21 protein-coding genes and 3 tRNA genes are annotated in these 24866 nt (G+C 58.2%); 10 read left to right on the top strand and 14 right to left on the bottom strand.

Annotated elements, in window-relative coordinates; genetic code table 11:
- Positions 1–80: 80 nt before the first annotated feature.
- The 6 genes from odhB to sdhC form a co-directional block, all read right to left on the bottom strand.
- On the bottom strand, positions 81–1301 hold the full coding sequence (gene odhB, locus ACKPCU_RS11500) for a 2-oxoglutarate dehydrogenase complex dihydrolipoyllysine-residue succinyltransferase (protein ID WP_104738500.1): 1221 nt from the start codon (positions 1299–1301) through the stop codon (positions 81–83).
- 36 nt (positions 1302–1337) lie between these two features.
- Positions 1338–4175, bottom strand: a complete 2838-nt coding sequence (locus ACKPCU_RS11495) for a 2-oxoglutarate dehydrogenase E1 component (RefSeq protein WP_321346806.1) — start codon at positions 4173–4175, stop codon at positions 1338–1340.
- A gap of 309 nt (positions 4176–4484) precedes the next feature.
- Entirely contained in the window at positions 4485–5189 is a 705-nt protein-coding gene (locus ACKPCU_RS11490) for a succinate dehydrogenase iron-sulfur subunit (RefSeq protein WP_104738498.1), read from the bottom strand.
- Positions 5190–5200: 11 nt separating this feature from the next.
- Positions 5201–6973: a succinate dehydrogenase flavoprotein subunit gene (gene sdhA / locus ACKPCU_RS11485; protein ID WP_104738497.1), complete on the bottom strand. Its 1773-nt coding sequence runs from the start codon at positions 6971–6973 to the stop codon at positions 5201–5203.
- Entirely contained in the window at positions 6974–7342 is a 369-nt protein-coding gene (sdhD, locus tag ACKPCU_RS11480; protein ID WP_104738496.1) for a succinate dehydrogenase, hydrophobic membrane anchor protein, read from the bottom strand. It abuts the gene before it with no gap.
- Positions 7336–7722, bottom strand: coding sequence for a succinate dehydrogenase, cytochrome b556 subunit (sdhC, locus tag ACKPCU_RS11475; RefSeq protein ID WP_188656531.1), 387 nt, complete (start codon positions 7720–7722; stop codon positions 7336–7338). The genes sdhD and sdhC overlap by 7 nt, the downstream gene beginning before the upstream one ends.
- Before the next feature lie 341 nt (positions 7723–8063).
- On the opposite strand from sdhC, the gene gltA reads away from it, so the two are divergent.
- The 3 genes from gltA to ACKPCU_RS11460 all read left to right on the top strand — a co-directional run bounded on the left by gltA (position 8064) and on the right by ACKPCU_RS11460 (position 11655).
- Positions 8064–9338 (top strand): citrate synthase, encoded by a 1275-nt coding sequence (gltA, locus tag ACKPCU_RS11470; RefSeq protein ID WP_104738494.1) that lies wholly within the window; start codon positions 8064–8066, stop codon positions 9336–9338.
- A gap of 413 nt (positions 9339–9751) precedes the next feature.
- Complete coding sequence (locus ACKPCU_RS11465) at positions 9752–10630, top strand: LysR substrate-binding domain-containing protein (protein ID WP_321346800.1); 879 nt, start codon at positions 9752–9754, stop codon at positions 10628–10630.
- Between the two features lie 137 nt (positions 10631–10767).
- Positions 10768–11655: an EamA family transporter gene (locus tag ACKPCU_RS11460; protein WP_321346799.1), complete on the top strand. Its 888-nt coding sequence runs from the start codon at positions 10768–10770 to the stop codon at positions 11653–11655.
- Here the strand turns inward: ACKPCU_RS11460 and ACKPCU_RS11455 are convergent.
- Both ACKPCU_RS11455 and ACKPCU_RS11450 read right to left on the bottom strand, forming a co-directional pair.
- Positions 11652–11909, bottom strand: a complete 258-nt coding sequence (locus ACKPCU_RS11455) for a YkgJ family cysteine cluster protein (RefSeq protein ID WP_321346797.1) — start codon at positions 11907–11909, stop codon at positions 11652–11654. The two genes, ACKPCU_RS11460 and ACKPCU_RS11455, sit on opposite strands and share 4 nt — an antisense overlap.
- The gene (locus ACKPCU_RS11450; RefSeq protein WP_321346796.1) at positions 11909–12781 is read right to left on the bottom strand and encodes an NAD(P)-dependent oxidoreductase; all 873 of its coding nucleotides are present in this window, start codon (positions 12779–12781) and stop codon (positions 11909–11911) included. The genes ACKPCU_RS11455 and ACKPCU_RS11450 overlap by 1 nt, the downstream gene beginning before the upstream one ends.
- 127 nt (positions 12782–12908) lie before the next feature.
- Here ACKPCU_RS11450 and ppnP point away from each other — a divergent pair, with 127 nt between their 5' ends.
- The gene (gene ppnP / locus ACKPCU_RS11445) at positions 12909–13190 is read left to right on the top strand and encodes a pyrimidine/purine nucleoside phosphorylase (RefSeq protein ID WP_104738489.1); all 282 of its coding nucleotides are present in this window, start codon (positions 12909–12911) and stop codon (positions 13188–13190) included.
- A 31-nt stretch (positions 13191–13221) separates the two neighbouring features.
- Here ppnP and ACKPCU_RS11440 read toward each other — a convergent pair whose 3' ends face one another.
- Positions 13222–13668, bottom strand: a complete 447-nt coding sequence (locus ACKPCU_RS11440; RefSeq protein ID WP_104738488.1) for an acyl-CoA thioesterase — start codon at positions 13666–13668, stop codon at positions 13222–13224.
- Positions 13669–13804: 136 nt separating this feature from the next.
- Between ACKPCU_RS11440 and ACKPCU_RS11435 the strand changes: the two genes are divergently transcribed.
- Complete coding sequence (locus tag ACKPCU_RS11435) at positions 13805–16054, top strand: Orn/Lys/Arg family decarboxylase (RefSeq protein WP_321346792.1); 2250 nt, start codon at positions 13805–13807, stop codon at positions 16052–16054.
- A gap of 46 nt (positions 16055–16100) precedes the next feature.
- Here the strand turns inward: ACKPCU_RS11435 and ACKPCU_RS11430 are convergent.
- The 5 genes from ACKPCU_RS11430 to ACKPCU_RS11410 all read right to left on the bottom strand — a co-directional run bounded on the left by ACKPCU_RS11430 (position 16101) and on the right by ACKPCU_RS11410 (position 19072).
- Positions 16101–16176, bottom strand: a tRNA-Ala gene (locus tag ACKPCU_RS11430).
- A gap of 41 nt (positions 16177–16217) precedes the next feature.
- A tRNA-Glu gene (locus ACKPCU_RS11425) sits at positions 16218–16293 on the bottom strand.
- 79 nt (positions 16294–16372) lie between these two features.
- Positions 16373–16448, bottom strand: a tRNA-Ala gene (locus ACKPCU_RS11420).
- A 175-nt stretch (positions 16449–16623) separates the two neighbouring features.
- Complete coding sequence (gltX, locus tag ACKPCU_RS11415; protein ID WP_321346791.1) at positions 16624–18099, bottom strand: glutamate--tRNA ligase; 1476 nt, start codon at positions 18097–18099, stop codon at positions 16624–16626.
- A gap of 70 nt (positions 18100–18169) precedes the next feature.
- Entirely contained in the window at positions 18170–19072 is a 903-nt protein-coding gene (locus tag ACKPCU_RS11410) for a LysR family transcriptional regulator (protein WP_104738485.1), read from the bottom strand.
- A gap of 102 nt (positions 19073–19174) precedes the next feature.
- Here ACKPCU_RS11410 and ACKPCU_RS11405 point away from each other — a divergent pair, with 102 nt between their 5' ends.
- From ACKPCU_RS11405 to ACKPCU_RS11385, 5 genes are all read left to right on the top strand, one after another.
- Positions 19175–20206, top strand: a complete 1032-nt coding sequence (locus tag ACKPCU_RS11405; protein WP_104738484.1) for an HlyD family secretion protein — start codon at positions 19175–19177, stop codon at positions 20204–20206.
- Entirely contained in the window at positions 20199–21770 is a 1572-nt protein-coding gene (locus ACKPCU_RS11400; protein WP_321346787.1) for a DHA2 family efflux MFS transporter permease subunit, read from the top strand. The genes ACKPCU_RS11405 and ACKPCU_RS11400 overlap by 8 nt, the downstream gene beginning before the upstream one ends.
- A 102-nt stretch (positions 21771–21872) precedes the next feature.
- Positions 21873–23156 (top strand): NAD(P)/FAD-dependent oxidoreductase, encoded by a 1284-nt coding sequence (locus tag ACKPCU_RS11395; protein WP_104738483.1) that lies wholly within the window; start codon positions 21873–21875, stop codon positions 23154–23156.
- A 166-nt stretch (positions 23157–23322) separates the two neighbouring features.
- Entirely contained in the window at positions 23323–23715 is a 393-nt protein-coding gene (locus tag ACKPCU_RS11390) for a PA2779 family protein (protein WP_104738561.1), read from the top strand.
- Positions 23716–23719: 4 nt separating this feature from the next.
- Entirely contained in the window at positions 23720–24655 is a 936-nt protein-coding gene (locus ACKPCU_RS11385; protein WP_321346783.1) for a PA2778 family cysteine peptidase, read from the top strand.
- The last annotated feature ends 211 nt before the right edge of the window (positions 24656–24866 follow it).

Genomic DNA, 24866 nt, shown 5'->3' with positions numbered 1-24866 from the left:
CTGTTGGCAGCAGAACTCAAAGCGGAGCCCGGCACTAGGTGCCGGGCGAGTAATCTACTGCGGAAAACCCGTGTTACCGATCAAACGTCCAGCAGCAGACGAGCCGGGTCTTCCAGCAGGTCCTTGATGGCAACCAGGAAGCTCACTGCTTCCTTGCCGTCGATCAGGCGGTGGTCGTAGGACAGCGCCAGATACATCATCGGCAGAATGACGACCTGACCGTTAACCGCCATCGGACGGTCCTGGATCTTGTGCATGCCCAGAATGGCAGCCTGCGGGGGGTTGACGATCGGGGTGGAAACCAGCGAGCCAAACACGCCACCATTGGAGATGGTGAACGTACCGCCAGTCATCTCTTCCATGGTCAGCTTGCCATCACGTGCCTTGCGGCCGTAATCAGCGATGGTGCCTTCGATGTCCGCCAGGCCCATGCTCTCGGTGTTACGCAGAATCGGCACAACCAGACCGCGGTCGCTGGATACGGCTACGCCGATATCCTGATAACCGTGGTAGACAACATCGTTGCCGTCGATCGAGGCGTTGACCGCCGGATAGCGCTTGAGCGCTTCGGTAGCTGCCTTGACGAAGAAGGACATGAAGCCCAGACGTACGCCATTGTGCTTCTTCTCGAACAGATCCTTGTACTTGCTGCGCAGATCCATGATCGGCTTCATGTTGACCTCGTTAAAGGTGGTCAACATGGCCATGCTGGACTGGGCGTCAACCAGACGCTCAGCGATCCGGGCGCGCAGGCGAGTCATCGGTACGCGCTTCTCGACGCGATCACCTTCAGCTACGGCAACAGCCGCAGCCGGTGCAGCCGGTGCCGCAGCAGGCTTGGCAGCCGGCGCGTTCTTCTTGGCTTCGATGGCGTTCAGCACGTCTTCCTTGGTGACGCGCCCCCCCTTGCCGGAGCCGGTGATGTCGGCAGCGGCAAGGCCGTTCTCTTCGGCCAGTTTGCGTGCAGCCGGCGACAGCAGCGGTTCTTCACCGCCCGCCTCGGCTTCGGGGGCTGCCTCAGCCTTGCTTTCGGCAGGTTTGGCGGCCGGTGCAGCCGCTTTTTCGCCAGCTTTCAGGGTGCCCAGCACTTCGCCGCTGAGCACGGTATCCCCTTCAGCCTTGGCGATGTCACCCATTACGCCATCAGCTTCTGCCAGTACTTCCATTACAACCTTGTCGGTCTCGATATCAACCAGCAGTTCGTCGCGCTTTACCGCATCGCCAGGCTGTTTGTGCCAAGTGGCAACCGTGCCGTCAGCAACTGATTCCGGAAAAGTAGGGGCTTTGATTTCAATAGCCATTGTCGATCCTTATTAATCTCTGTTGTCTGGCGTAGCTCAGACGGTAAAGGCGTCTTGCAGGAGTTTTTCCTGCTGTTCGGCGTGCATGGAAGGATGGCCGCAGGCAGGCGCGGCAGAAGCCTCACGTCCAGCGTAGTCCAGATACAGATTCTTGGTCTTGTGCTGAGCAACGACCCGACGCATGTGATGCTGGCTGCAGTACCAGGCACCCTGGTTCATTGGCTCTTCCTGACACCAGACAACCTTCTTCAGGTTCTTGTACGGTGCTAGCGCTTCAGCGAGGTCATCTTCAGGGAACGGATACAGCTGCTCGATACGAATCACAACGGCGTTATCCAGCTCTTCGTTGCGACGCTTCTCCAGCAGGTCGTAGTACACCTTGCCGCTACACATGATCACGCGATCCACCTTCTTCGGATCGATTGCATCGATCTCGGGGATCACAGTCTGGAAGGAGCCTTCGGCCAGCTCTTCCAGCGTCGAGGTAGCGAGCTTGTGGCGCAGCAATGATTTCGGTGTCAGGGCGATCAGCGGCTTGCGCAGCGGACGAATGACCTGACGGCGCAGCATGTGATAAACCTGAGCAGGCGTTGAGGGTACGCACACCTGAATGTTGTGCTCGGCGCTCAATTGCAGGAAGCGCTCAAGACGTGCAGACGAGTGCTCCGGGCCCTGCCCTTCGTACCCGTGTGGCAGCAGCATGGTCAGACCACACAGACGCCCCCATTTGTGCTCACCACTGGTAATGAACTGATCAACCACCACCTGAGCACCGTTGAAGAAGTCACCAAACTGGGCTTCCCAGATAACCAGTGCGTTCGGCGTGGTCGTCGCGTAGCCGTATTCGAACGCCAGCACGGCTTCTTCGGAGAGCAGCGAGTCGTAAATATCGAAACGCGGCTGGTTGTCGCTCAGCTTGCGCAGCGGCACATAGGCGCGGCCATCGTTCTGGCTGTGCAGCACAGCATGACGGTGCGAGAAAGTACCACGACCGACGTCCTGACCAGTGATGCGCACCGGGTGACCTTCATGCAGCAGAGTGGCGTACGCCATGGTCTCAGCGAAACCCCAGTTCAGAGCGAGCGCACCGGCAGCCATCTTGCGTCGGTCTTCAACAATTTTGCCAACCTGACGCTGCAATACCAGACCATCCGGCAGATCAGTCAGGCGATTAGCCAGTTCCTGCAGGGTTTTCAGGTCAAAGCTGGTGTCGTGACGCGCAGTCCACTTGTGGTTCAGATAAGGCGCCCAGTCAACAAACGAACTACTGTCCGGCTCCTTGACCAAGCTCTTGACCACGTGGTCACCGTTATCCAGCGCGTTGCGATATTCCTCGAAGTAATCCTGAACGTCTTCCTTGCTCAGCACACCCTCGGCGACCAGACGCTCGGCGTACAGCTCACGGGTAGTCGCGTGCTTGGTGATCACTTCGTACATCAGCGGCTGGGTACCGGACGGCTCGTCGGCCTCGTTGTGGCCGCGACGACGGTAGCAGACCATATCGATGACGACATCACGCTTGAACTGCATGCGGTAATCAACGGCCAGTTGAGTGACGAACAGAACCGCTTCCGGGTCGTCGCCATTGACGTGGAAAATCGGCGCCTGAATCATCTTGGCGACATCGGTACAGTACTCGGTGGAGCGCGCATCGTCCTGACGGCTGGTGGTAAAACCAACCTGGTTGTTAATGACGATGTGGATTGTGCCGCCGGTCTTGTAGGCACGGGTCTGGGACATCTGGAATGTCTCCATGACCACACCCTGCCCCGCAAACGCCGCGTCACCATGGATGCTGATCGGCAGTACCTTGTCACCGGTGACATCCAGGCGACGGTCCTGACGTGCACGCACGGAACCTTCCACCACCGGAGAGACAATCTCCAGGTGAGACGGGTTGAACGCCAGCGCAAGATGAACTTCGCCACCGGAGGTCATGACGTTAGAGGAGAAGCCCTGGTGATACTTCACGTCACCAGACCCCATATCGACCTTCTTCTTGCCTTCGAACTCGTCGAACAGGTCGCGGGGGTTCTTGCCGAGGGTATTGACCAGGACGTTCAGGCGACCACGGTGGGCCATGCCAAGCACAACTTCCTGAGTACCATAGGAGCCGGACCGCTGAATGATTTCGTCCAGCATCGGAATCAGGCTCTCGCCACCTTCCACACCAAAGCGTTTGGTGCCGGGGTACTTGGTGCCCAGATACTTTTCCAGACCTTCAGCAGCAGTCAGGCGCTCCAGCAAATGACGCTTGGTATCTGCGCCGAGCTGCGGCTTGCCACGTACACTCTCCATGCGCTGCTGGAACCAGCGACGCTGGGTTGAGTCGACGATGTGCATGTACTCGGCCCCGAAGGTCGAGCAGTACGTGGACTTCAGCGCATCCAGAATGTCGCGCAGCGTAGCCTCGTCCTTACCGATATGCATCTCGCCGGTACGGAACACGGTGTCCAGGTCGGCTTCAGTCAGGCCGTAGTCGGCCAGTGTCAGATCGACGATTTCTTCGCGTTTCCAGAGTCCCAGCGGATCCAGATTCGAGGCCTGATGGCCACGCATCCGGAAAGCCTGAATCAGGCGTAGGACATCAATCTGCTTCTTTTCGTGTTCGCTGCTGACGGCGCCGCCGCTGACAGCCTGCGGACGACGATTGCTCTTGGCGAGAAGGAGAAATTGGTCGCGAATCGCGGAGTGAGGAACGTCCGAACCGGCGTGACCGTTTACCTGGGGCAGCTTTTGGAAATAGCTACGCCACTCTTCGGAAACACTGTTCGGATCTTGCAGATAGAGCTCATAAAGCTCTTCAACATAGGACGCATTCCCACCGTCAAGGTGAGAGGTGCTCCACAGCTGCTGCATTACGCTGTCTGGCATGCTTGGTCACCCTCTATAAGGGGACACCACCTGGCGCAAAGACCATTAATTGGCGAGTAAAAACTCAGCCATCCGCGCGAAACTGCTGGCGTTGATTTGGGGGCAGTGTCGCTGCCTCAAATCCTGCCGCCACCTATTCCGTCAAACGGAAAATTGCCGGCCCCGACAGATAGTTCGGGTGTTACCCGAGTGCCCCTGCTGGTTTAGGTACATACAAATCGCTGCTTTTTGGGCTGCGATTCGTTAAAAAACTGTCCGGCTCCCTATGGCAGGAGCCGGCACAGGCCAACTTAATGCAATTTCAGCCGATCAGGTACCACTTTGCAGCAGCATGTTGCGGATGTGTCCAATAGCGCGGGTCGGATTCAGACCCTTCGGGCACACATTCACGCAGTTCATGATGCCGCGGCAGCGAAATACGCTGAACGGATCATCCAGGGACGCCAGACGCTCGTCGGTCTTTTCGTCACGGCTGTCCGCCAGGAAGCGGTAAGCCTGCAGCAGACCAGCCGGGCCGATGAACTTGTCCGGGTTCCACCAGAAAGAAGGACAGGCAGTAGAGCAGCATGCACAGAGAATACACTCGTACAGGCCGTCCAGCTTTTCCCGCTCTTCGGGTGACTGCAGACGCTCGATAGCAGGCGCCGGCGTGTCGTTTTGCAGATACGGCTGAATTTTTTCGTACTGCTTGTAGAAGATGCTCATATCTACAACCAAGTCACGAATTACCGGCAAACCAGGCAGCGGACGCAGAACAAGCTTGTTGTTCTTGACCACAGCGGACAGCGGCGTGATGCACGCCAGGCCGTTCTTGCCGTTGATATTCATACCATCAGAGCCACAAACACCCTCGCGGCAGGAACGACGGTAGGAGAAACCACCGTCCTGTTCCTTGATCAGGGCCAGCACGTCAAGAACCATGATGTCCTTGCCGTCGGTATCAACCTGAAAGTCCTGCATGTACGGGGCGTTGTCGCTCTCCGGGTTGTAACGATAAACACTCACTTGCAACATATCGGTCACCCTTAGTAAGTACGTACTTTAGGTTGGAACGCCGGAACAGTCTTGGGCGCGAAGTTAACTGCGCGCTTGTTGAGCTGCTTGGTTTCGGGCATGTACAGGCTGTGGCACAGCCAGTTTTCGTCATCGCGATCTTCGAAATCTTCACGAGCGTGGGCACCGCGGCTTTCCTTGCGGGCTTCAGCTGCAATCGCGGTGGCTTCAGCCACTTCCAGCAGGTTCTGCAGTTCCAATGCTTCGATACGAGCGGTGTTGAATGCCTGACTCTTGTCGTCGATCTTGACGTTGGCGATACGCTCACGCAAATCAGCTAGCTGGGCAATACCCTTCTGCATGTATTCACCAGTACGGAATACACCGAAATAGTTTTGCATGCAGTTCTGCAGTTCTTTACGCAGCGGAGCAACGTCTTCGCCAGTGGTACGCTCATTCAGACCGGACAGACGCGCCAGGGAGGCGTCGATATCGGACTCGGACGCACCGCGGTACTCGATACCATCCTTCAGAGCAGACTCCAGGTGCAGACCGGCAGCGCGACCGAAGACAACCAGGTCGAGCAGCGAGTTACCGCCCAGACGGTTCGCACCGTGCACGGATACGCAAGCGACCTCACCAACAGCGAACAGACCTTCGACGATCTTGTCGTTGCCGTTAGCGTCCTGAGTGATTGCCTGACCGTGGATGTTGGTAGCAACACCACCCATCATGTAGTGGCAGGTCGGTACAACCGGAACCGGAGCAGTAACCGGATCAACGTGCGCGAAGGTCTTGGACAGTTCACAGATACCCGGCAGACGGCTGTGCAGCACTTCTTCGCCCAGGTGATCCAGCTTCAGCAGTACGTGATCCTTGTTCGGACCAACGCCGTTGCCGGCCAGAATCTCTTTGACCATGGAGCGCGCGACAACGTCGCGACCAGCCAGGTCTTTCGCGTTCGGAGCATAACGTTCCATGAAACGCTCGCCGTGCGCGTTGATCAGGTAACCACCTTCACCACGGCAACCCTCGGTGACCAGTACACCAGCGCCGGCGATACCGGTCGGGTGGAACTGCCACATTTCGATGTCCTGCACCGGCACGCCAGCACGCAGGGCCATACCGACACCGTCACCAGTGTTGATCAGGGCATTGGTAGTAGAGGCATAGATACGACCAGCGCCACCGGTAGCCAGCACAGTTGCCTTGGCACGGATGTATACGGTCTCGCCGGTTTCGATGCAGATCGCAATAACGCCAACGACAGCGCCGTCCTGGTTCTTGACCAGATCAACGGCATACCACTCGTTCAGGAACGAGGTGTTGTGCTTGACGTTGTTCTGATAAAGGGTGTGCAGCAGAGCGTGACCAGTACGGTCAGCGGCAGCACAGGTACGGGCAGCCTGAGTTGGGTTATCCGGACCTTTGGACTGACCGCCGAACGGACGCTGGTAGATACGACCGGTTTCAGTACGGGAGAACGGCAGCCCCATGTGCTCAAGCTCGAAGACTGCTTCCGGGCCGACAGAACACATGTACTCGATAGCGTCCTGGTCACCGATATAGTCGGAGCCCTTGACGGTGTCGTACATGTGCCAGCGCCAATCGTCATTCGGATCAGCCGAGGCGATGGCGCAGGTGATACCACCTTGAGCCGAAACGGTGTGCGAGCGAGTCGGGAATACCTTGGTTACCACAGCAGTCTTGTGACCACCTTGAGCCAGCTGCAGCGCAGCGCGCATGCCAGCACCACCACCACCTACGATGATGGCATCAAAAGTCAGTGTGCGAATAGTAGACATTTAGTTACCCCAGAGAATCTGCACGCCCCAGACGAAAAGTACAAACATGACCAGACCGCAGACCGCCTGGAACAGGAAGCGGACAACAGTGGCAGACTTGCCGAGGGCCATGGGAGTCAGGTAATCGGTAGAGATGGTCCACATCCCTACCCAGGCATGCACACTTAGCGCGACCAGGGTCAGCAGGCTGAAGATGCGCATCCAGCTCTGGGCAAACAGACCTTGCCAATCGGCAAAGGTCAGCCCGGGATTGCAAATCAGATAGCCAAGCAGAAACAACACATAAGCAGCGAGAACTACAGCGGAGACGCGTTGCGCCATCCAGTCATACAGACCGCTGCGAGACAGGTTGGTGACATTCGTTACCATATCCAAACCCCCAGAAGAACAATCACGATGGCAGAAACTACGATCACTATCTGTGAACCAAGCTTGCCGCTTTCCAGCCCTTCACCAATACCAGCATCCATGACCAGGTGACGCACACCGGCAATGAGGTGGTACAGAAGCGCAGACAGAATGCCCCAAATGACCAGCTTGGCCAGCGGGTTCGCCAGACAGCTCTTGACCTGCTCAAAGCCGCTCTCGGAACTGAGAGAGGTGTCGAGCATCCAGAGCAGTGCTGCGATTGCGACAAACAGAATGACGCCAGAAATGCGATGCAAAATTGACGTATAGGCGGTTACAGGAAGCTTGATTGTCCTGAGGTCGAGGTTGACGGGTCGTTTGCTATTCACGGCTATATTCACACTCAGGGCCCTGTGGACAGGGCTGGATTATAGGAAGGCGTACTCTGACGCCTTTAATGACCCGCCCCAGCAGCTTCTGGCGAAGCCCTGCGGGTCACTTTGCCGGTCAAGGAGTATAGTGACTTAGGCCATTGATTACAACGGAACAGCCTGCGGGAAACGCTCTGTTTCCGCGCTGTAAAGTCTAGCCCCTCAACACAAAACGCTTGCAATTAAAGCTTTTAATTGCCCTCATTTCCTTTCACTATCCGCACAATTGACAAACCGATTTATCACCTTATAGTGATGCGGGCCCTGCGTGGGGGGTCACCTTTTCGATACAGCAAAACAGGAGGCCATCAATGGCTGACAAAAAGGCGCAGTTGATCATCGAGGGCGCGGCCCCCATCGAGCTGCCAGTCTATTCCGGGACCATGGGCCCCGATGTTGTGGACGTACGCGGCTTGACCGCCCAAGGCGTATTCACCTTCGATCCTGGCTTTATGGCCACTTCGTCCTGTGAATCCAAGATTACCTATATTGATGGTGAGAAAGGCGTACTCCTGCACCGCGGCTACCCAATCGACCAACTGGCAGAGAAGTCCGACTTCCTGGAAACCTGCTTCCTGCTGCTCAAAGGCGAGCTACCCAACGCAGAAGAAAAAACCAAGTTCGACAACACCATCAAGAACCACACCATGGTTCACGAGCAACTGAAGAACTTCTTCAACGGCTTCCGCCGCGATGCTCACCCGATGGCCATTATGTGTGGCGTCGTCGGCGCCCTCTCCGCCTTCTACCACGACTCTCTGGACATCAACGATCCGCACCATCGCGAAATTTCCGCAATTCGCCTGATCGCCAAGATGCCGACTCTGGCCGCCATGGTCTACAAGTACTCCATGGGCCAGCCCATGATGTACCCGCGCAACGACCTGAGCTACTCCGAAAACTTCCTGCACATGATGTTCAACACACCCTGTGAAGAGAAGAAGATCAGCCCGGTACTGGCCAAGGCCATGGATCGCATCTTTGTCCTGCATGCCGATCACGAACAGAACGCCTCCACCTCCACTGTCCGCCTGGCCGGCTCTTCCGGTGCCAACCCGTTCGCCTGTATCGCAGCCGGCATCGCCGCCCTGTGGGGACCGGCACACGGCGGTGCGAACGAAGCCGTACTGCGTATGCTGGACGAGATTGGCGACGTGTCAAACATCGAGAAGTTTGTTGCCAAAGCCAAAGACAAGGACGACCCGTTCAAGCTGATGGGCTTTGGTCACCGCGTTTACAAGAACTTCGACCCACGCGCCAAGGTCATGAAAGAGACCTGCGACGAAGTGCTGGCTGAGCTGGGCATCAACGATCCGCAGCTGGAACTGGCCATGAAGCTGGAAGAGATCGCACGCAACGACCCCTACTTCAAAGAGCGCAACCTGTACCCCAACGTCGACTTCTACTCCGGCATCATCCTGAAGGCGATCGGCATTCCGACCGAAATGTTCACCGTTATCTTTGCTACCGGCCGTACTCCAGGCTGGATTGCGCACTGGAACGAGATGATCAGCGGTCCGTACAAGATTGGCCGTCCGCGCCAGCTGTACACCGGCTCCACCCAGCGCGACTACCCCAGCAAGTAAGTCGCCTGCAGCCAATAAAAAACCCGCCTCGGCGGGTTTTTTATTGGCTCTGTCTTATCCCTCATCATTCAGCGTCGACGCGTACCCCACCCCGGCCTAGCTCAATCCGCACCCCATCCTAAAACCCGAAAACGACCAGCCGCCCCCAATTCTGGCGATCACCTGAGGCAACGCCAGAGCTTGCGCACTCCGCGCCGTATCGCTCGGAACAACCAGAAAGGCGGCATCGCCGGCATATAGAAATCATGCTGAGATGGTGATGTCGGAATCTGTCTTTTGCGCGATTCGTGCTTCTCGTTGCAACTCATGGCTCAGCCTCCTGCGAAAGTGAAGCACTACCTTCTCGCGCCATCATTGTTCAATCCAGCGAATTTAAATAACATGCAAATTCAATTTAATTGAACGAGGGTTTCATGACTGCCACCCCAAAAAGCGCAGCCTTACCGCTACTGGAACTGGATGTATTGCGTAGCTTCATTGCCATTGCCGAGACCGGCAGCTTCTCTACCGCTGCAGCGCAGGTACACCGCACCCCGTCCGCCATCAGCATGCAGATCAAGCGCCTGGAAGAATTGCTTGGCTACCGACTACTAAAGCGCGAGCCACGTCGCGCCAGCGTCACGGTCGAGGGCGAGGCGTTGCTCGGCTTTGCCCGACGCATGCTCAACCTCAACGAGCAGGCCCTGAGCCGGTTTTACCACCCAGAGCTCAATGGCAGCGTGAGCCTCGGCACCTCCGATGACGTAGGCACACGCATCCTGCCCACCGTGCTGAGCAGCTTTGCGCGCAACTACCCTGGCGTGCAGGTTGATGTAGTGATGGCGCGCAGCAAGGACATGAGCGAACAAATACGCCAAGGCGAACTGGATCTGGCATTGGTTACCTCTGGCAGCCATGCCCCCAGTGGCGAGGTAGTCCACACCGAGCAACTGGTCTGGGCAGAATGCGCAGGCGGACAAGCAGCAACGCAGCGCCCCTTGCCGCTCTCGCTTGCCGGCCCCGGCTGCGTATGGCGAGAAGCCGCTCTGGCCGCACTCGATCGCGCCGGCATGGCGTATCGGATTGCCTATGTAAGTGAGCACTGCGCGGGCCAGCAGGCGGCCATGGAAGCGGATTTGGCGGTAGCCCCTTTCCCGCGCAGCCTGGTGAGAAAACCCCTCAAAATCGTCGACAACGCCGCCGGTCTACCGCCAATGGGCAGTTACCAGATCGTACTTGAGCGCGGCAGTAAGGGCAGCCCGCTGGTCGACGCACTGCAGAGCTTTGTCATCCAGAGCTTTGCAAACCTATGACAGTTACCAACTGAACTGGCCCGGAAACCGGGGAGCACTGTACAGGTCATTGCGAATGCCACTGTACCGCAGCAAAAGTCGCCGATCATGATTGTATAGGCAGCTCCACCCCACATCCCGACGGAGCCCGCCACATCATGTCCGCAAGAGACCTTGGATTCGCCTTGCTGGTCATCCTGATCTGGGGGCTCAATTTTGTCGTAATCAAGCTGGGACTTGATGAACTCCCACCCATGCTGCTCGGCGCCATGCGCTTCGCGCTGGCGGCCATTCCGGCCGTATTTTTCGTTCGCCGCCCCCAAATCCCGCTGCGCTGGCTGGTCGCCTACGGAATGACGATCTCCTTTGGCCAGTTCGCCTTTTTGTTCAGCGCGATGGCTAACGGCATGCCCGCAGGGCTGGCTTCTCTAGTGCTGCAGTCGCAGGCGTTTTTCACCTTGCTGCTGGCGGCCCGGCTACTGAGCGAAAAAGTCAGAGCCCATAATCTGGCGGGGCTGTTGACTGCCGCAGCCGGACTACTCCTGATCGGCTTGCGAAGCGGTTCAAGCATGACCGCGATCGGCCTCGTACTGACGCTGTGCGCCGCACTGATGTGGGCCTGCGGCAACATCATCACCAAACGGGTCGGGCAGATTGATCTGACCAGTCTGGTCGTATGGGGCAGCCTGATCCCGCCACTGCCATTTCTGGCGATGTCACTCTGGCTGGAAGGGCCGCAGCAGATCGGTCAAGCCCTGTCACAGATCAGCTCGACCGCCATTTTCGCCCTGTTCTACCTGGCGTTTGGTGCGACGCTGATCGGCTATGGCCTATGGAGCCGCTTGCTGTCTCGCTATCCTGCGGGCCAGATCGCTCCATTCTCGATGCTGGTTCCGGTGATCGGCCTCAGTTCGGCCAACATATTGCTGGGTGAAACACTGGACGAGATGCAACTGCTAGGCGCGCTTCTCATCCTGCTTGGACTAACCATCAACGTTTTCGGCGGCACCTTGCGTCGGCGCAGAAGCCAATTGCGTGAAAGCTAGGACGCGCCAGTTTCAGACTCCAGCCAGCCAATAATCCGCAGGGCATCGGCCCGCGTGTTGCCGCACACGCTTTCTTCCGGTAAAAAGCCGGCACAGACCGCCGGACGGTCGGGAGAACCGAAGATCGCGCAGCGCATGTCCGGCAACAGCTGAATGCAGGGCATACCAGCAGGTTTACCGCCCGGCATGCCCGGAATTGGCGATGTGATCGACGGCGCAGTGCAGCACGCACCGCAGGCTGCACGACACTCCATCAGTCGCCTTTCTGTAGGCGGGCAATCAGGCTTGACGTATCCCAGCGCCCGCCGCCCATTGCCTGAACATCAGCATAGAACTGATCAACCAGAGCAGTGACAGGCAACTGCGCGCCGTTGCGTCGGGCCTCTTCCAGCACGATGGCAAAATCCTTGCGCATCCAGTCGACAGCAAACCCGAAATCAAACTCGCCATCGAGCATGGTCCGGTAACGGTTTTCCATCTGCCAGGACTGGGCAGCCCCTTTGCTGATCACAGAAACGACCGCATCGCCATCCAGGCCTGCGCGCTGAGCAAAATGCATCGCCTCCGACAGCCCCTGCAATAGCCCACCAATACAAATTTGATTGACCATTTTGGTCAATTGGCCGCTACCAGACTCACCCATACGGCGCAGCATTTTGGAATAGCAATTCAGAACCGGTCTCGCGAGGTCGAATACGGACTCATCACCGCCAACCATGATGGTCAACTGACCTTTCTCGGCACCGGCCTGACCACCGGAAACCGGCGCATCCAAGAAGCCCACGCCGTAGTTGGCAGCAGCCGCAAAAAGCTCGCGCGCAACGCCCGCCGACGCCGTGGTGTGATCAACCACCACCTGCCCCTGGTGTGAGCCGGCGAAGACGCCCTGCTGACCACAGACCACGTCGCGCAAGTCATCATCATTGCCTACACACATGAGCACAAAGTCCTGGCCTCGCGCAGCGGCGGCCGGTGTTTCGGCTGACTTGCCACCGTACTCCTGCACCCAGCGTGCCGCTTTTTCGGCGGTCCGGTTGTAGACCGTGACCTGATGCCCTGCCCGCTGCAGATGCCCCGCCATGGGATAACCCATAACACCTAGACCGATAAACGCAACGTTTGCCATAACTCACCCCATTGTTGTCGGATGCCGACTTCAAGCCGTCCGAAGATTCAAACCCACAGCGACGCAATTGCCCGAAAGATCGGCCCTCGGCATAATGAGCGCCCTTTCATCTGCAGGAGTATTGCGCGTGTTTCAGGTAAATCAGTATTTCGATGGTCAGGTTGCCTCAATTGCCTTCAAACAACCCGAAGGCGCAGCCACCGTCGGCGTGATGGCTCCCGGCGAATATGAGTTCGGTACCAGCCAACTGGAAATCATGCACGTTATCAACGGCGCCCTGACCGTCAAGCTGCCAGGCAGCGATGAGTGGAACACCTACAATACCGGTGACCAGTTCACCGTGCCGGCCAACAGCCGCTTTAACCTGAAAGTCGAGCGCGATACCGCCTACCTGTGCGAGTACCGCTGAACATCACCCCGGCGCCCGGCGCCGGGGTCTCTCAAAACCCTTCAGGGGTTTCAGTCATTCCCTTGCGATACCCCTCAATGAACGCCTCAGGCATGCGCTTTGGCCGCCCTGTCGACAGTTCGATGCAGACAAACGTGGTTCGCGCCCGCAGCAGTGTCAGTCCGTCACGCTTGCGGCACAACTGAAAGTGCCGCGTCATGCGCAGCTTGCCATCCCAGCTGATGATCCAGGTTGCCATCTCCAGCTCGTCACCCTCGTAAGCCGACGCCAGATAATCGATCTCGTGGCGCACGACCGCCATGGCCCGATCCAGCTCCCGATACTCCTCCAGACCCAGGCCAAGCGCGTTTGAATGCCGCCAGGCACAACGCTCAAGCCAGCGGACATAAACAGCATTATTGGCGTGCCCCAACTCGTCGATATCGTCAGACATCACCGTAATCGGCTGGGTAAAGGGGGTTGGCAGATCCCAGTTCACAGGCTTGCATCTCCTTGGCAGCGGACGTAAATCAGTTTGATGGGAGATGGTACTACAAAGACACACTGCAACCCGCAATGCAAAGCCCACAAACCCGCATTAGGCTGAGAGCAGCCACCAGCAACAGGGACGCGTCATGTTCAAACAACTGAATTTCCCGATCTTGATCATTCATCCAGCCATCGGTCAGAGCAATGTTGCAGGACGTCAACTCGCCGCATTGATTGATGCCATTTCCAGCGAAGGGTTCCAGGTACTGGGCGCAGAGCAACTGGAGGAAGGCAAGCTAATCGCCGAAGCGCATCGGGGTCTGTCATGCATTCTGTTTACACCGGAAGCCCAGAGCGACCTGTCCCAGGTCGAAACCCTGTTCAATGCCGCTCACAGCCGCTCCCCGGAATTGCCGATCATGGCACTTAGCACCCGCCAGACCATTGATCCAGAGCTGCTGTCAGCGCTGCGCGAACTGCATCAGATTCGCGGCATAATCTACCTGTTCGAAGACACTCTCCCCTTCATTGCAGGGCAAATCGCCCGCACCGCTCGCAGCTATTTGGGACAGCTGTTGCCACCGTTTTTCAAGGCACTGCTGGAATACAGCAGTCGTGCCAGTTACTCATGGCACTCACCCGGACACGGGGGCGGCGTCGCTTTTCGAAAAAGCCCGGTTGGGCGCGCCTTCCACGATTTCTTCGGCGAAAACACCCTGCGCTCGGACCTTTCTGTATCAGTGCCAGGGCTTGGCTCACTACTGGACCACACCGGCCCCGTCGCCGAAGCAGAGACCAATACGGCCCGCGTCTTTGGTGCAGATCACGCCTTCTATGTGGTCAATGGCACCTCAACCTCAAACAAGATCATCTGGCACGCCTACGTTACTCGGGACGATGTCGTACTGGTCGACCGCAACTGCCACAAGTCGATCCTGCACGCGATCATCATGACCGGCGCCATCCCAATCTATCTGACCGGCTCACGCAACGATTACGGCATTATCGGCCCGATCACACACGACAGCTTCAGCATGGAAAGACTGAACCAGAAGCTCGCCGAACACCCCTTGCTGCAAGATCGAACAGAGCCCCCACGCATTCGCCTTGCGGTGCTAACAAACTCAACCTACGACGGCCTCTGCTACAACACCCACATGATTGCCGAACAACTGCGCGACCGGGTTGATGTCCTGCACTTCGACGAGGCCTGGTACGGCTATGCCGCCTTCCATCCCTTCTACCAGGGGCGCCACGGCATGAGCAGCAGTAGCCCAAGACGCAGCGGCCACCCTCTGGTATTCGCCACCCAGTCACCTCACAAGGTGCTGGCAGCACTCTCCCAGGCATCCATCATCCTTGCCCGTGACAGCGCAGACCAGCAACTCGATAGCGAGCGCTTTAACGAGGCGTACATGATGCACACCTCCACCTCGCCACATTACGGCATGATTGCGTCGATTGATGTTGCTACCGGCATGATGGCCGGCCCTGCCGGCGAATCACTGGTCCAGGAAACACTCGACGAGGCCCTTTCCTTCCGCCGCGCGATGCAGCAGACCGCAGACCAGATGGATGAAGATGAATGGTGGTTCGATGTCTGGGAGCCCGAGCATGCATTGACCTCCGACGCCCTGACCGCGCAACACTGGACGCTCGCCAATAACGCACAGTGGCATGGGTTTGGCGCAATGGCAGACGACTATGCGCTGCTCGACCCGATCAAGGTCAGCCTGCTGACTCCCGGCGTAGAGGACAAAGGGCGACTAGCGAAAAGCGGCATCCCGGCGGCAGTGGTAACACGCTTTCTCGCCTCACGCGGCCTGGTTGTTGAGAAAACCGGGCTCTACTCCTTTCTGATTCTGTTTTCGCTGGGTATCACCAAGGGCAAGTGGAGCACGCTACTGTCGGAACTCCGCGAGTTCAAACGCCTATATGATCGCAATGCACCGCTCGACACCACGCTACCCGAGATAGCCCAGCGCCCCGAGTACGCGAACCTCGGGCTACGCGATCTATGCCAGCAATTGCACCAATGCTACAAGCAGCACGCCCTGGTACACCTGCAGCGCGCCATGTATACAGACCTCCCAAGCATGAGCCTGCGCCCGGCTGACGCCTATCAGCAAATGGTTCGCGGCAGGGTGCAAGCTACGCCCATCGATGAACTCAATGGCCGCCTCGCTGCAGTCATGCTCGTGCCGTATCCGCCGGGCATCCCCGTCATCATGCCTGGTGAACGCTTCCCGGAGGACAATAGCATTGCCGCCTATCTGGCAGCAGCAATCGACCTGGAAACCCGTTTCCCCGGCTTCGGTAATGACATACACGGATTGCGCCACGACAACGTCGACGGCGAGCCGCGCTGGCAGGTGGACTGTTTGATAGAAGGTTGAGCGCAGAAAACAAAAAAGGCCGGCGAATTCGCCGGCCTTTTTGAATTGGTGGAGCTAAGCGGGATCGAACCGCTGACCTCCTGCATGCCATGCAGGCGCTCTCCCAGCTGAGCTATAGCCCCAGGTCTTGCGACCCTGATACGCTTTCACGCATCGGTAAAAATGGCGTCCCCTAGGGGACTCGAACCCCTGTTACCGCCGTGAAAGGGCGGTGTCCTAGGCCACTAGACGAAGGGGACGCAATCCCTTCTCTGAACAGTCTGGAATCTGTTCAGCAGTGTAGAAAACAGGTCGACGCGAACGTCGACCAAAAAAACTTGGTGGAGCTAAGCGGGATCGAACCGCTGACCTCCTGCATGCCATGCAGGCGCTCTCCCAGCTGAGCTATAGCCCCGTCTCAATGACGGTGCGCATATTAAGATTGACGCCTTCGGGTGTCAACAGAAATTTACGCAAAACAGCAACTTATCTTGAAACCAGCCGCAAGCTGCAAGCCATAAGCCGCAAGCTGATTGGTGGGGCGGCGAACCGCGGCGCTAGGATCCCTCCGCGCCGCTTTCAGCTGGAGGCTAGATCGCCGCCAGCTCCTTCTGCCAGGCCTTGTTCTCTTTCTTCGAGGTGCCACCCAGCAGCTCGACGGTCTGACGCAGGCGATAGCGGGTCAGGTCCGGGCCAAGGTGCGCCATGGCATCCAGCACTGATACCGAGCTGGCTTGGCCGGTAATCGCCGGGAACAGCAGCGGCATCAGATCGCGCAGTTTCAGCTCCATGTAGGCTGCGACAGCCTGAATGACACCGGTAATGTTGTCCTTGTCCCAGTCGCGCAGCGCTTCAAGCTTCCACAGCAACAACTGCAGCGCCTTGCGCACGCCGTCGGCGTCCAGTTTTTTGTGCACAAACAACTCAGGTGCAGGATCAACCTTGCCGGCCATAAAGAAGCTCAGCAGGTTCGGCAGATCGCTGAAGGTTTCCACACGGGTCTGCGCCAGCGAGATCATCGGCTTGAGGTACGCCGGATTCAACGCCCACTGCTGCACTGCTGCGGCAAACTGATCCTCGGACAGCTCACGAATCCACTGTCCGTTCAGCCACGACAGCTTGTCGATGTCAAAAATCGGCCCACCCAGCGAGACACGCTGAATGTCGAAGTGCTCAACCATTTCAGCGAGGGTGAACTTTTCGCGTTCGTCAGGCATCGACCAGCCCATCCGGCCGAGGTAGTTCAGCAGCGCTTCCGGCAGGTAGCCCATGCGCTCGTAAAAGGTAATGCTGGTCGGATTCTTGCGCTTGGACAGCTTGCTCTTGTCCGGGTTGCGCAACAGTGGCATGTGGCACAGCTGCGGCATGTCCCAACCGAAATACTGGTACAGCAGGATGTGCTTGGGCGCGGAGTTGATCCACTCCTCACCACGCAGGACGTGGGTAATGCCCATCAGGTGATCGTCCACCACGTTGGCCAGGTGATAGGTCGGCAGACCATCGGCCTTCATCAGCACCTGCATGTCGACCTGCTCCCACGGGATGTCGATCTCGCCACGCAGCATGTCCTGCACCTTACAGATACCTTCGTTCGGCACCTTCATGCGCACAACGTGCGCTTCGCCTGCAGCTACGCGGGCGTTCACTTCATCCTCAGTCAGGTTCAGGCAGTGGCCGTCATAGCCGGGCGTCTGCTTGTTCGCCATTTGCTCGGCCCGCAGCGCATCAAGCCGATCACTGGAGCAGAAGCAGCGGAAGGCATGGCCCTTCTCGATCAACGCTTCGCTGTGCTCGTGATAAATGGCGCTGCGTTCACTCTGACGATAGGGGCCATGCGGGCCACCCACATCCGGACCTTCGTCCCATTCAAGACCCAGCCAGCGCAGGGAGTCGAGAATCTGCTTTTCAGAGGCAGCGCTGGAACGCACCTGGTCAGTATCTTCAATACGCAGGATGAACTGTCCGCCGTGCTGGCGGGCAAAACACTGGTTGAACAGCGCAATGTAGGCGGTGCCGACGTGCGGGTCACCGGTTGGGGAAGGCGCAATGCGGGTACGAACAGTCATGAATTCTCTCGATCTGGCGACCCGGCAAACCCGGGTCGGACTACAGGATAACGGCCGATTTTATCAGGGCTTAGCCCTCAACCTCTATATGGCTCGACGAGCGTAATCGCAGCCGGTCGACGACAAAATCAAGAAACGCCTTGACCTTCATCGCTTGGAAGCGGCGCGACGGGTACAGCGCATACAACTCACTCGACGGCAGCTCGGTTTGCTCCAGCACTCGGACCAAAGTGCCCGACTCGACACAAGGTTCGGCGATGAACGCAGGAACATTGATGATGCCGACACCCGCCAGTGCGGCTTCCCGGGCGAAGGTGATGTTATTGACCAGCAGCACCGGGTTGATCGGAACGCTGACGGCGGGTTGATCAAAACGCCACTTGCGTGACCCGTCTACCAGCGCGTGGATGCAGCGGTGATTGGTCAGCTCCTCAGGCGCTTGCGGCATGCCATAACGTTTAATGTAATCCGGGCTGGCATACAGCTGCCGGGGGCTTGTCATCAAGCGGCGGGCGACCAGGCTGGAGTCCTGCGGGCGGCCAAGGTAAATGACCACATCCACGCCCTCCTCGACCGGATCCACTGCACGAGTCGTCAGCTCGACCTCCACCTGAATCGCCGGATAGCTGCGCATGAATTCCCCAACTACTCCGCCGAGAAACAGCTGACCGAATTCGATCGGCGAACTGACCCGCAGCAACCCGGTTGGCTCGCGCTGCAGCTGCATGATCGCCTGCTCAGCCTCAGAGAACTCCTGCATGATCTGGCGGCAACGCTCGTAGTAAGCTTGCCCCACCTCAGTCAGGCGCAGCTTGCGTGTCGTGCGATTGAGTAGCCGCACGCCCAAACGGTCCTCCAGCTGGGCGATGCGCCGACTGACCGTTGACTTCTGCATCCCCAACGTCGCCGCCGCACTGGTAAAACTGTGACACTCAACGACTCGAGTGAAGACCAACGCATCATCCAGACCCATGCCTACTGTTCCCCTGCTGCAACAAAGTTTCCAGATTCTAGCGCCTCCGGCTGTCCGGGGAACAGTGTTAGAGTGCAGGCAGAAAAATAATTGAGAAATGGTATGTCCGCCCGAGTTAGAGCACGTCTGTTCGTATTTCTCCTCATCTGCGCCGTGGCAGGCGTGGCTGCCTTTGCCCAGTGGTGGTTCGTTGGCCGCTTCTACGAAGAAACCGACAACGCCTACGTTCAGGGTGACATTACCCCGGTGTCCAGTCGGCTGTCCGCACAGGTCATCGAAGTGCTGGTCGACGATAATCAGGCGGTTGTACCCGGCGATTTACTCGTGCGACTGGACGCCCGCGATTTCGAAATTGCCCTCGCCGAAGCCAATGCCAACCTTGCGACCAGGCGAGCCGAACAGCAGCAGGCACAGTCACGGCTGATCCAGCAGGACAGTCTGATCGCGGCCGCCTCAGCCAACGTCGACGCCAGCCAGGCAGAGCAGCGCCGGGTCGAACTCGACATCAAACGCATTACCCCGCTGCGCCAGTCCGGTTACGCCTCGGAAGAGCAGTTGAGCAACTACCGTGCTCAACTTGAAGTAACCCGAGCGCAGGTCAGCAAGGCGCAGGCAGATCTGCAGACCCAGCGACTGGCCAAAGACACGCTGGCCGCAGACATTGCCCGACTGGGCGCCCAGATTCAGGCCGCAGAAGCGGCGGTCAGGCAGGCCCAGCTTGATCTTGAACGCACCGAAATACGCGCCCCGATTGCCGGACGCGTTGGCCAGCGCAATGTCCGGATCGGCCAGAACGTGTCTCCCGGCAGCAACCTGCTTGCGGTCGTGCCCGATGCCGAGCTGTGGATCAAGGCCAACTTCAAGGAAACCCAGATCAGCCGCATGCACGAAGGGCTCAAGGCCGAACTGGTATTCGATACCTTCCCTGATCAACCCGTAAGCGGGACACTGCAGAGCCTGTTTCCAGCATCCGGTGCCCAGTTCAGCTTGCTGCCGCCGGACAACGCCACCGGCAACTTCACCAAGGTGGTTCAGCGGATTCCAGTGAAATTGGTAGTTGATGAGAACAGCCCGCTGGCAGGGCTGATCCGGCCAGGCATGTCGGTACACGTCAAGGTCGACCTGCGTGACTGAAGCCGGCTCTGCCCACGATATACCGCCGCCTGGCAGGCGCGACTGGATCGCGCTGCTCAGCGCTATTCTGGGCGCCTTCATGGCGATCCTCGATATCCAGATCATCAATTCGTCGCTGAAGGATATTCAGGGTGCGCTGTCGGCCACCATTGAGGAAGGCTCCTGGATTTCAACCTCATATCTGGTTGCCGAAATCATCATCATTCCGCTTGCAGCCTGGTTGACGACTATCTTTTCGCCACGTCGATTCGCGGTAGCGATCTCCGCGATGTTCGTGATCGCGTCACTGTTGTGCTCGATGGCCTGGAATCTCGAAAGCATGATCGTATTCCGCGCCCTGCAAGGCCTCGCCGGCGGCGCGCTGATTCCGTTTGCCTTTACCCTGATCCTGATCAAGCTGCCGCCAGCATCCCGCCCCAAGGGCATGGCGATGTTCGCAATTACCGCGACCTTCGCCCCCTCCATCGGCCCAACCATTGGCGGCTGGCTGACCGAGCATTTCGGTTGGGAGTACATCTTCTACATCAATATCGTACCGGGCATTCTGATGGCGACAGGCCTGATGTACGGTCTGGACAAATCGCAGCCGCGCTGGGAACTGCTGCGTCAGGGCGACTATATCGGCATCATCACCATGGCGGTCGGGCTTGGTTGCCTGCAGGTTTTTCTGGAAGAAGGTCACCGCAAGGATTGGCTAGAGTCGAATCTCATGGTCGCGCTGGCAGTCATCAGCTTTATCAGCCTGGTTAGCTTCGTCATCATCCAGCTTACCCGGGACAATCCGTTGGTAAACCTGCGCCTGCTGAAGGATCGCAACTTCCTGCTCGGCAGCCTGGCCAACATCGGCCTGGGGGTCGGTCTCTATGGCACCGTGTTCGTGCTGCCTGTTTACCTTGCCCAGATTCAACAGTACAACGCCCTGCAAATTGGTCAGGTCATCATGTGGATGGGGATCCCCCAGCTGCTGATTATTCCGCTGGTACCTGTTCTCATGCGCTTTGTAGATGCACGCCTGATCTGCGCTGCCGGCTTCTTTCTGTTTGCCTTTGCCAGTTTCTACAGCGGCAGTCTGAATCTGGACTTTGCTGGCGATCAGTTTATCGCCATCCAGATTTTCCGCGCATTCGGGCAACCCATGGTCCTGGTCCCCATGTCGATCATCGCCACCGCCATGATCGCGCCGTCGCAAGCCGGTTCCGCGTCGAGTCTGTACAACATCCTGCGCAACCTCGGGGGTGCCATCGGCATTGCGGCACTGGCCACCATTCTCGATAGCCGAGCCAAGTACTACTTCGACTTTCTCCGCGAATACGTTACCCCGGGCAACCCGGCGTTCGAGGAGCGCATGCGCCTTTTAACCCATCAGCTCGGCAACGAGCAAAGCGCCCTGCAGCTGCTCAGCAATCAGGTTCATCAGCAGGCAGCCATCCTCGCCTACAACGATGCCTTTCACCTGATCGCATTCATGCTGGGCTGCTCCATGGTCTTTGTACTCCTGTGCAAACCGCTGCCCAAAGCCCCGCCCCACGGCGCGCCCGCCGAGGCAGAACCAGCCCACCCTTAGCTGTAGTTTTTTTTGATCACCCTATGGCAATAGAGCACTCCAAAGGGTAGCATCGGCCAATATTGTCAAATATTTTAAACAAACATTTGCACAGGTGCCCTCATGGCCGAGACCCAACACACAACCTCCTACTACGCAGCCTCAGCCAACCCCGCTCCCGAACGCCCGCCCCTGCAGGGCAGTCATGAGACCGATGTCTGCATCATCGGTGCAGGATTTACCGGCATCTCTGCCGCTCTGCATCTCGCGGAGCAAGGCTTCAAGGTAACCGTCCTTGAAGCGGTCAAGGTTGGCTTTGGCGCTTCTGGCCGCAATGGCGGCCAAATCGTCAACAGCTACAGCCGCGACATTGACGTGATCGAGCGGACGCTAGGCGCCCAGCAGGCGCGACTGCTGGGGGACATGGCTTTTGAAGGAGGCCGTATCATTCGTGAGCGCGTAGCCAAGTACGACATCCAGTGTGACCTGAAAGACGGCGGTGTCTTTGCGGCATTCAACAGCAAGCACATGCAGCACCTTGAAGCTCAAAAGAAACTCTGGGAGCGCTATGGCAATACCCAGCTTGAGATGCTCGACAGCAAACGCATTCGCGAAGTGGTCAACACCGATATCTACGTCGGCGGCATGCTCGACATGAGCGGCGGCCACATCCACCCCTTGAATCTGGTGCTTGGCGAAGCTGCCGCATTCGAATCACTGGGCGGAGTAATCCATGAACTGTCGCCAGTCACCCGCGTCGAGCAGGGTGAGAACCCGGTTGTGCATACCGCCCAAGGTCAGGTCAAGGCGCGCTTCGTGATCGTGGCCGGCAATGCCTACCTCGGTGACCTGCTGCCACAATTGGCAGCCAAATCCATGCCCTGCGGCACCCAGGTGGTTACCACCGAGCCGCTTTCGGACGAGCTGGCTGCATCGCTGCTGCCGCAGGACTATTGCGTGGAAGACTGCGCCTACCTGCTCGATTACTACCGTCTATCTGGCGACAAGCGCCTGATCTTTGGTGGCGGTGTCGTTTACGGTGCCCGCGACCCGAGCAACATTGAAGCGCTGATTCGCCCCAACCTGATCAAGACCTTCCCACAGCTCAAGGATGTGAAGATCGATTACGCCTGGACAGGTAACTTCCTGCTGACCCTGTCACGCCTCCCGCAGATGGGGCGGATCGGCAACAATATTTATTACTCGCAAGGTTGCAGTGGCCACGGGGTTACCTTTACTCACGTCGCTGGCCGGGTGCTGGCGGAGGCGCTTCGCGGCCAGGCTGAACGTTTCGACGCCTTCGCTGCGCTGCCACATTACCCCTTTCCAGGCGGGCGACTGTTCCGAATCCCGTTCACCGCGATTGGCGCCTGGTATTACCAGATGCGTGACAAACTCGGGATCTAACAGGCCGTGAACCAGATCACAGCGGCAGTGGCATTGTGGAACCTGTACAGGTTGTATGAGTCGGTTATAGGGAGCGCTTCTTGCGCAACGACGAAAGCCACCTATCGTGGTTAACAGCTTCCAAGCAGGGAAGCCACAACAAACCGAGGTATGCCCGATGACTTTCATGCGAACAACAAAGCGTTATCTGTCCATCATGCTCACCGCCCTGTTCCTGCTGACTTCCATGGCCAGCATCCAGGCTCAGGCCGCCATGATCGGCACCGGAGAAGCCGTAGCCCAACAGCAGCTCAGCGTCGACCGCGCCGAACTCAAAAGCATGCTCGATGACAAGGCGGTGCAGGACAAACTGGCAAGCATGGGTGTAACCCAGGATCAGGTTGAGAAGCGTATCGACAGCCTGACCGCTGACGAACTGGCGCAATTCAACAGTCAACTCGATCAGGCTCCGGCGGGCGCCGGCGTGGTGGGTATCATCGTGCTGTTCCTGGTCATCTTCATCATCACCGACATGCTTTGCGCAACCAACGTCTACAGCTTCGTCAACTGCGTAAACTGACACCATGTACAAGGCCATTCGCCTGGCCTTGGCACTTGGGCTGACAGCACTGCTGTCAGCCTGTGCCGGGCTTGCCCCCATCCAACAGCAAAGCATTCCGGACGATCTGCCACCCAACCGGCTGCTAACCAACCTTCCGTTTCATGCCCAGGACGAGTATCAATGCGGCCCTGCGGCTCTTTCGATGCTGCTCGGACAGCGCAACATCAACATTTCCCCGGAGCAACTGAAAGACCGCGTCTACCTACCGGAACGCAAGGGTAGCCTGCAGGTTGAAATGGTCGCCGCCGCCCGGCAACAAGGCCTGCTGGTCTACCCCCTGGCGCCGGAGCTGAAAGCTATCTTGCGCGAAATCGATGCCGGCAATGCCGTGCTAGTCATGCAGAACCTCGCCTTTAACTGGTATCCACAGTGGCACTACGCAGTGGTGGTTGGGTATGACCTCAATACCCGGGAGCTGATCCTGCATTCCGGACTGAACGCACGCCAACGCGAACCCTTTGGCCTGTTCCTGCGCACCTGGCAACGAGCAGACAATTGGGCGGTCGTCGCCATGCCAGCCGGCAAGCTGCCGGCAACCGCCGAACCACTTCCCTACCTGAAAGCAGCAGCTGATCTCGAACAGGTCGGGCAGACAGCCAGCGCAGAGGCCGCCTACCAGGCAGCAAGCGAACACTGGACCGACCAGCCCGCCGCTCTACTTGGTCAAGGCAATATCGCCTGGAACAGTGGCCGCCAGAGCGAGGCCGTCGACCATTTCAGTGAACTGGTACGGCGCTTCCCCGACTACCCGGCCGGCTGGAACAACCTGGCCACCGCCATGGAAGAAATGGGCTGTCGGGAAGCGGCAGAGCAAGTCCGTAGCTGCGCCACTGAACAGCAAGTAAACCACAGCAAGGTCAGTACCGAGGCTGATTGCCTGATCCCCGTCTGCCGCTGAGCCGCGGGCTTGCCTGACGGCGAGCCCACTCCGGCGACAAGCATCCCGCAGAGACGCTGACAGCGTGACAACCGACGATGACATCAAGCAATGGTGACAGCGGGCAGGTCGCACCTATCAGAGACGCTCGATCATCAAGCGGACCAGCCCAGTCATCCGTGCGCTGATTTTTGCCATCCTGCATCCTCCGAAAACACCGCTCGCTCTTCAT

Source organism: Halopseudomonas oceani (genome assembly GCF_963677335.1).
GTDB lineage: Bacteria > Pseudomonadota > Gammaproteobacteria > Pseudomonadales > Pseudomonadaceae > Halopseudomonas > Halopseudomonas oceani.
The sequence above is the reverse complement of the archived record's forward strand: the minus strand, read 5'-3'. Positions and strand labels throughout refer to the sequence as shown.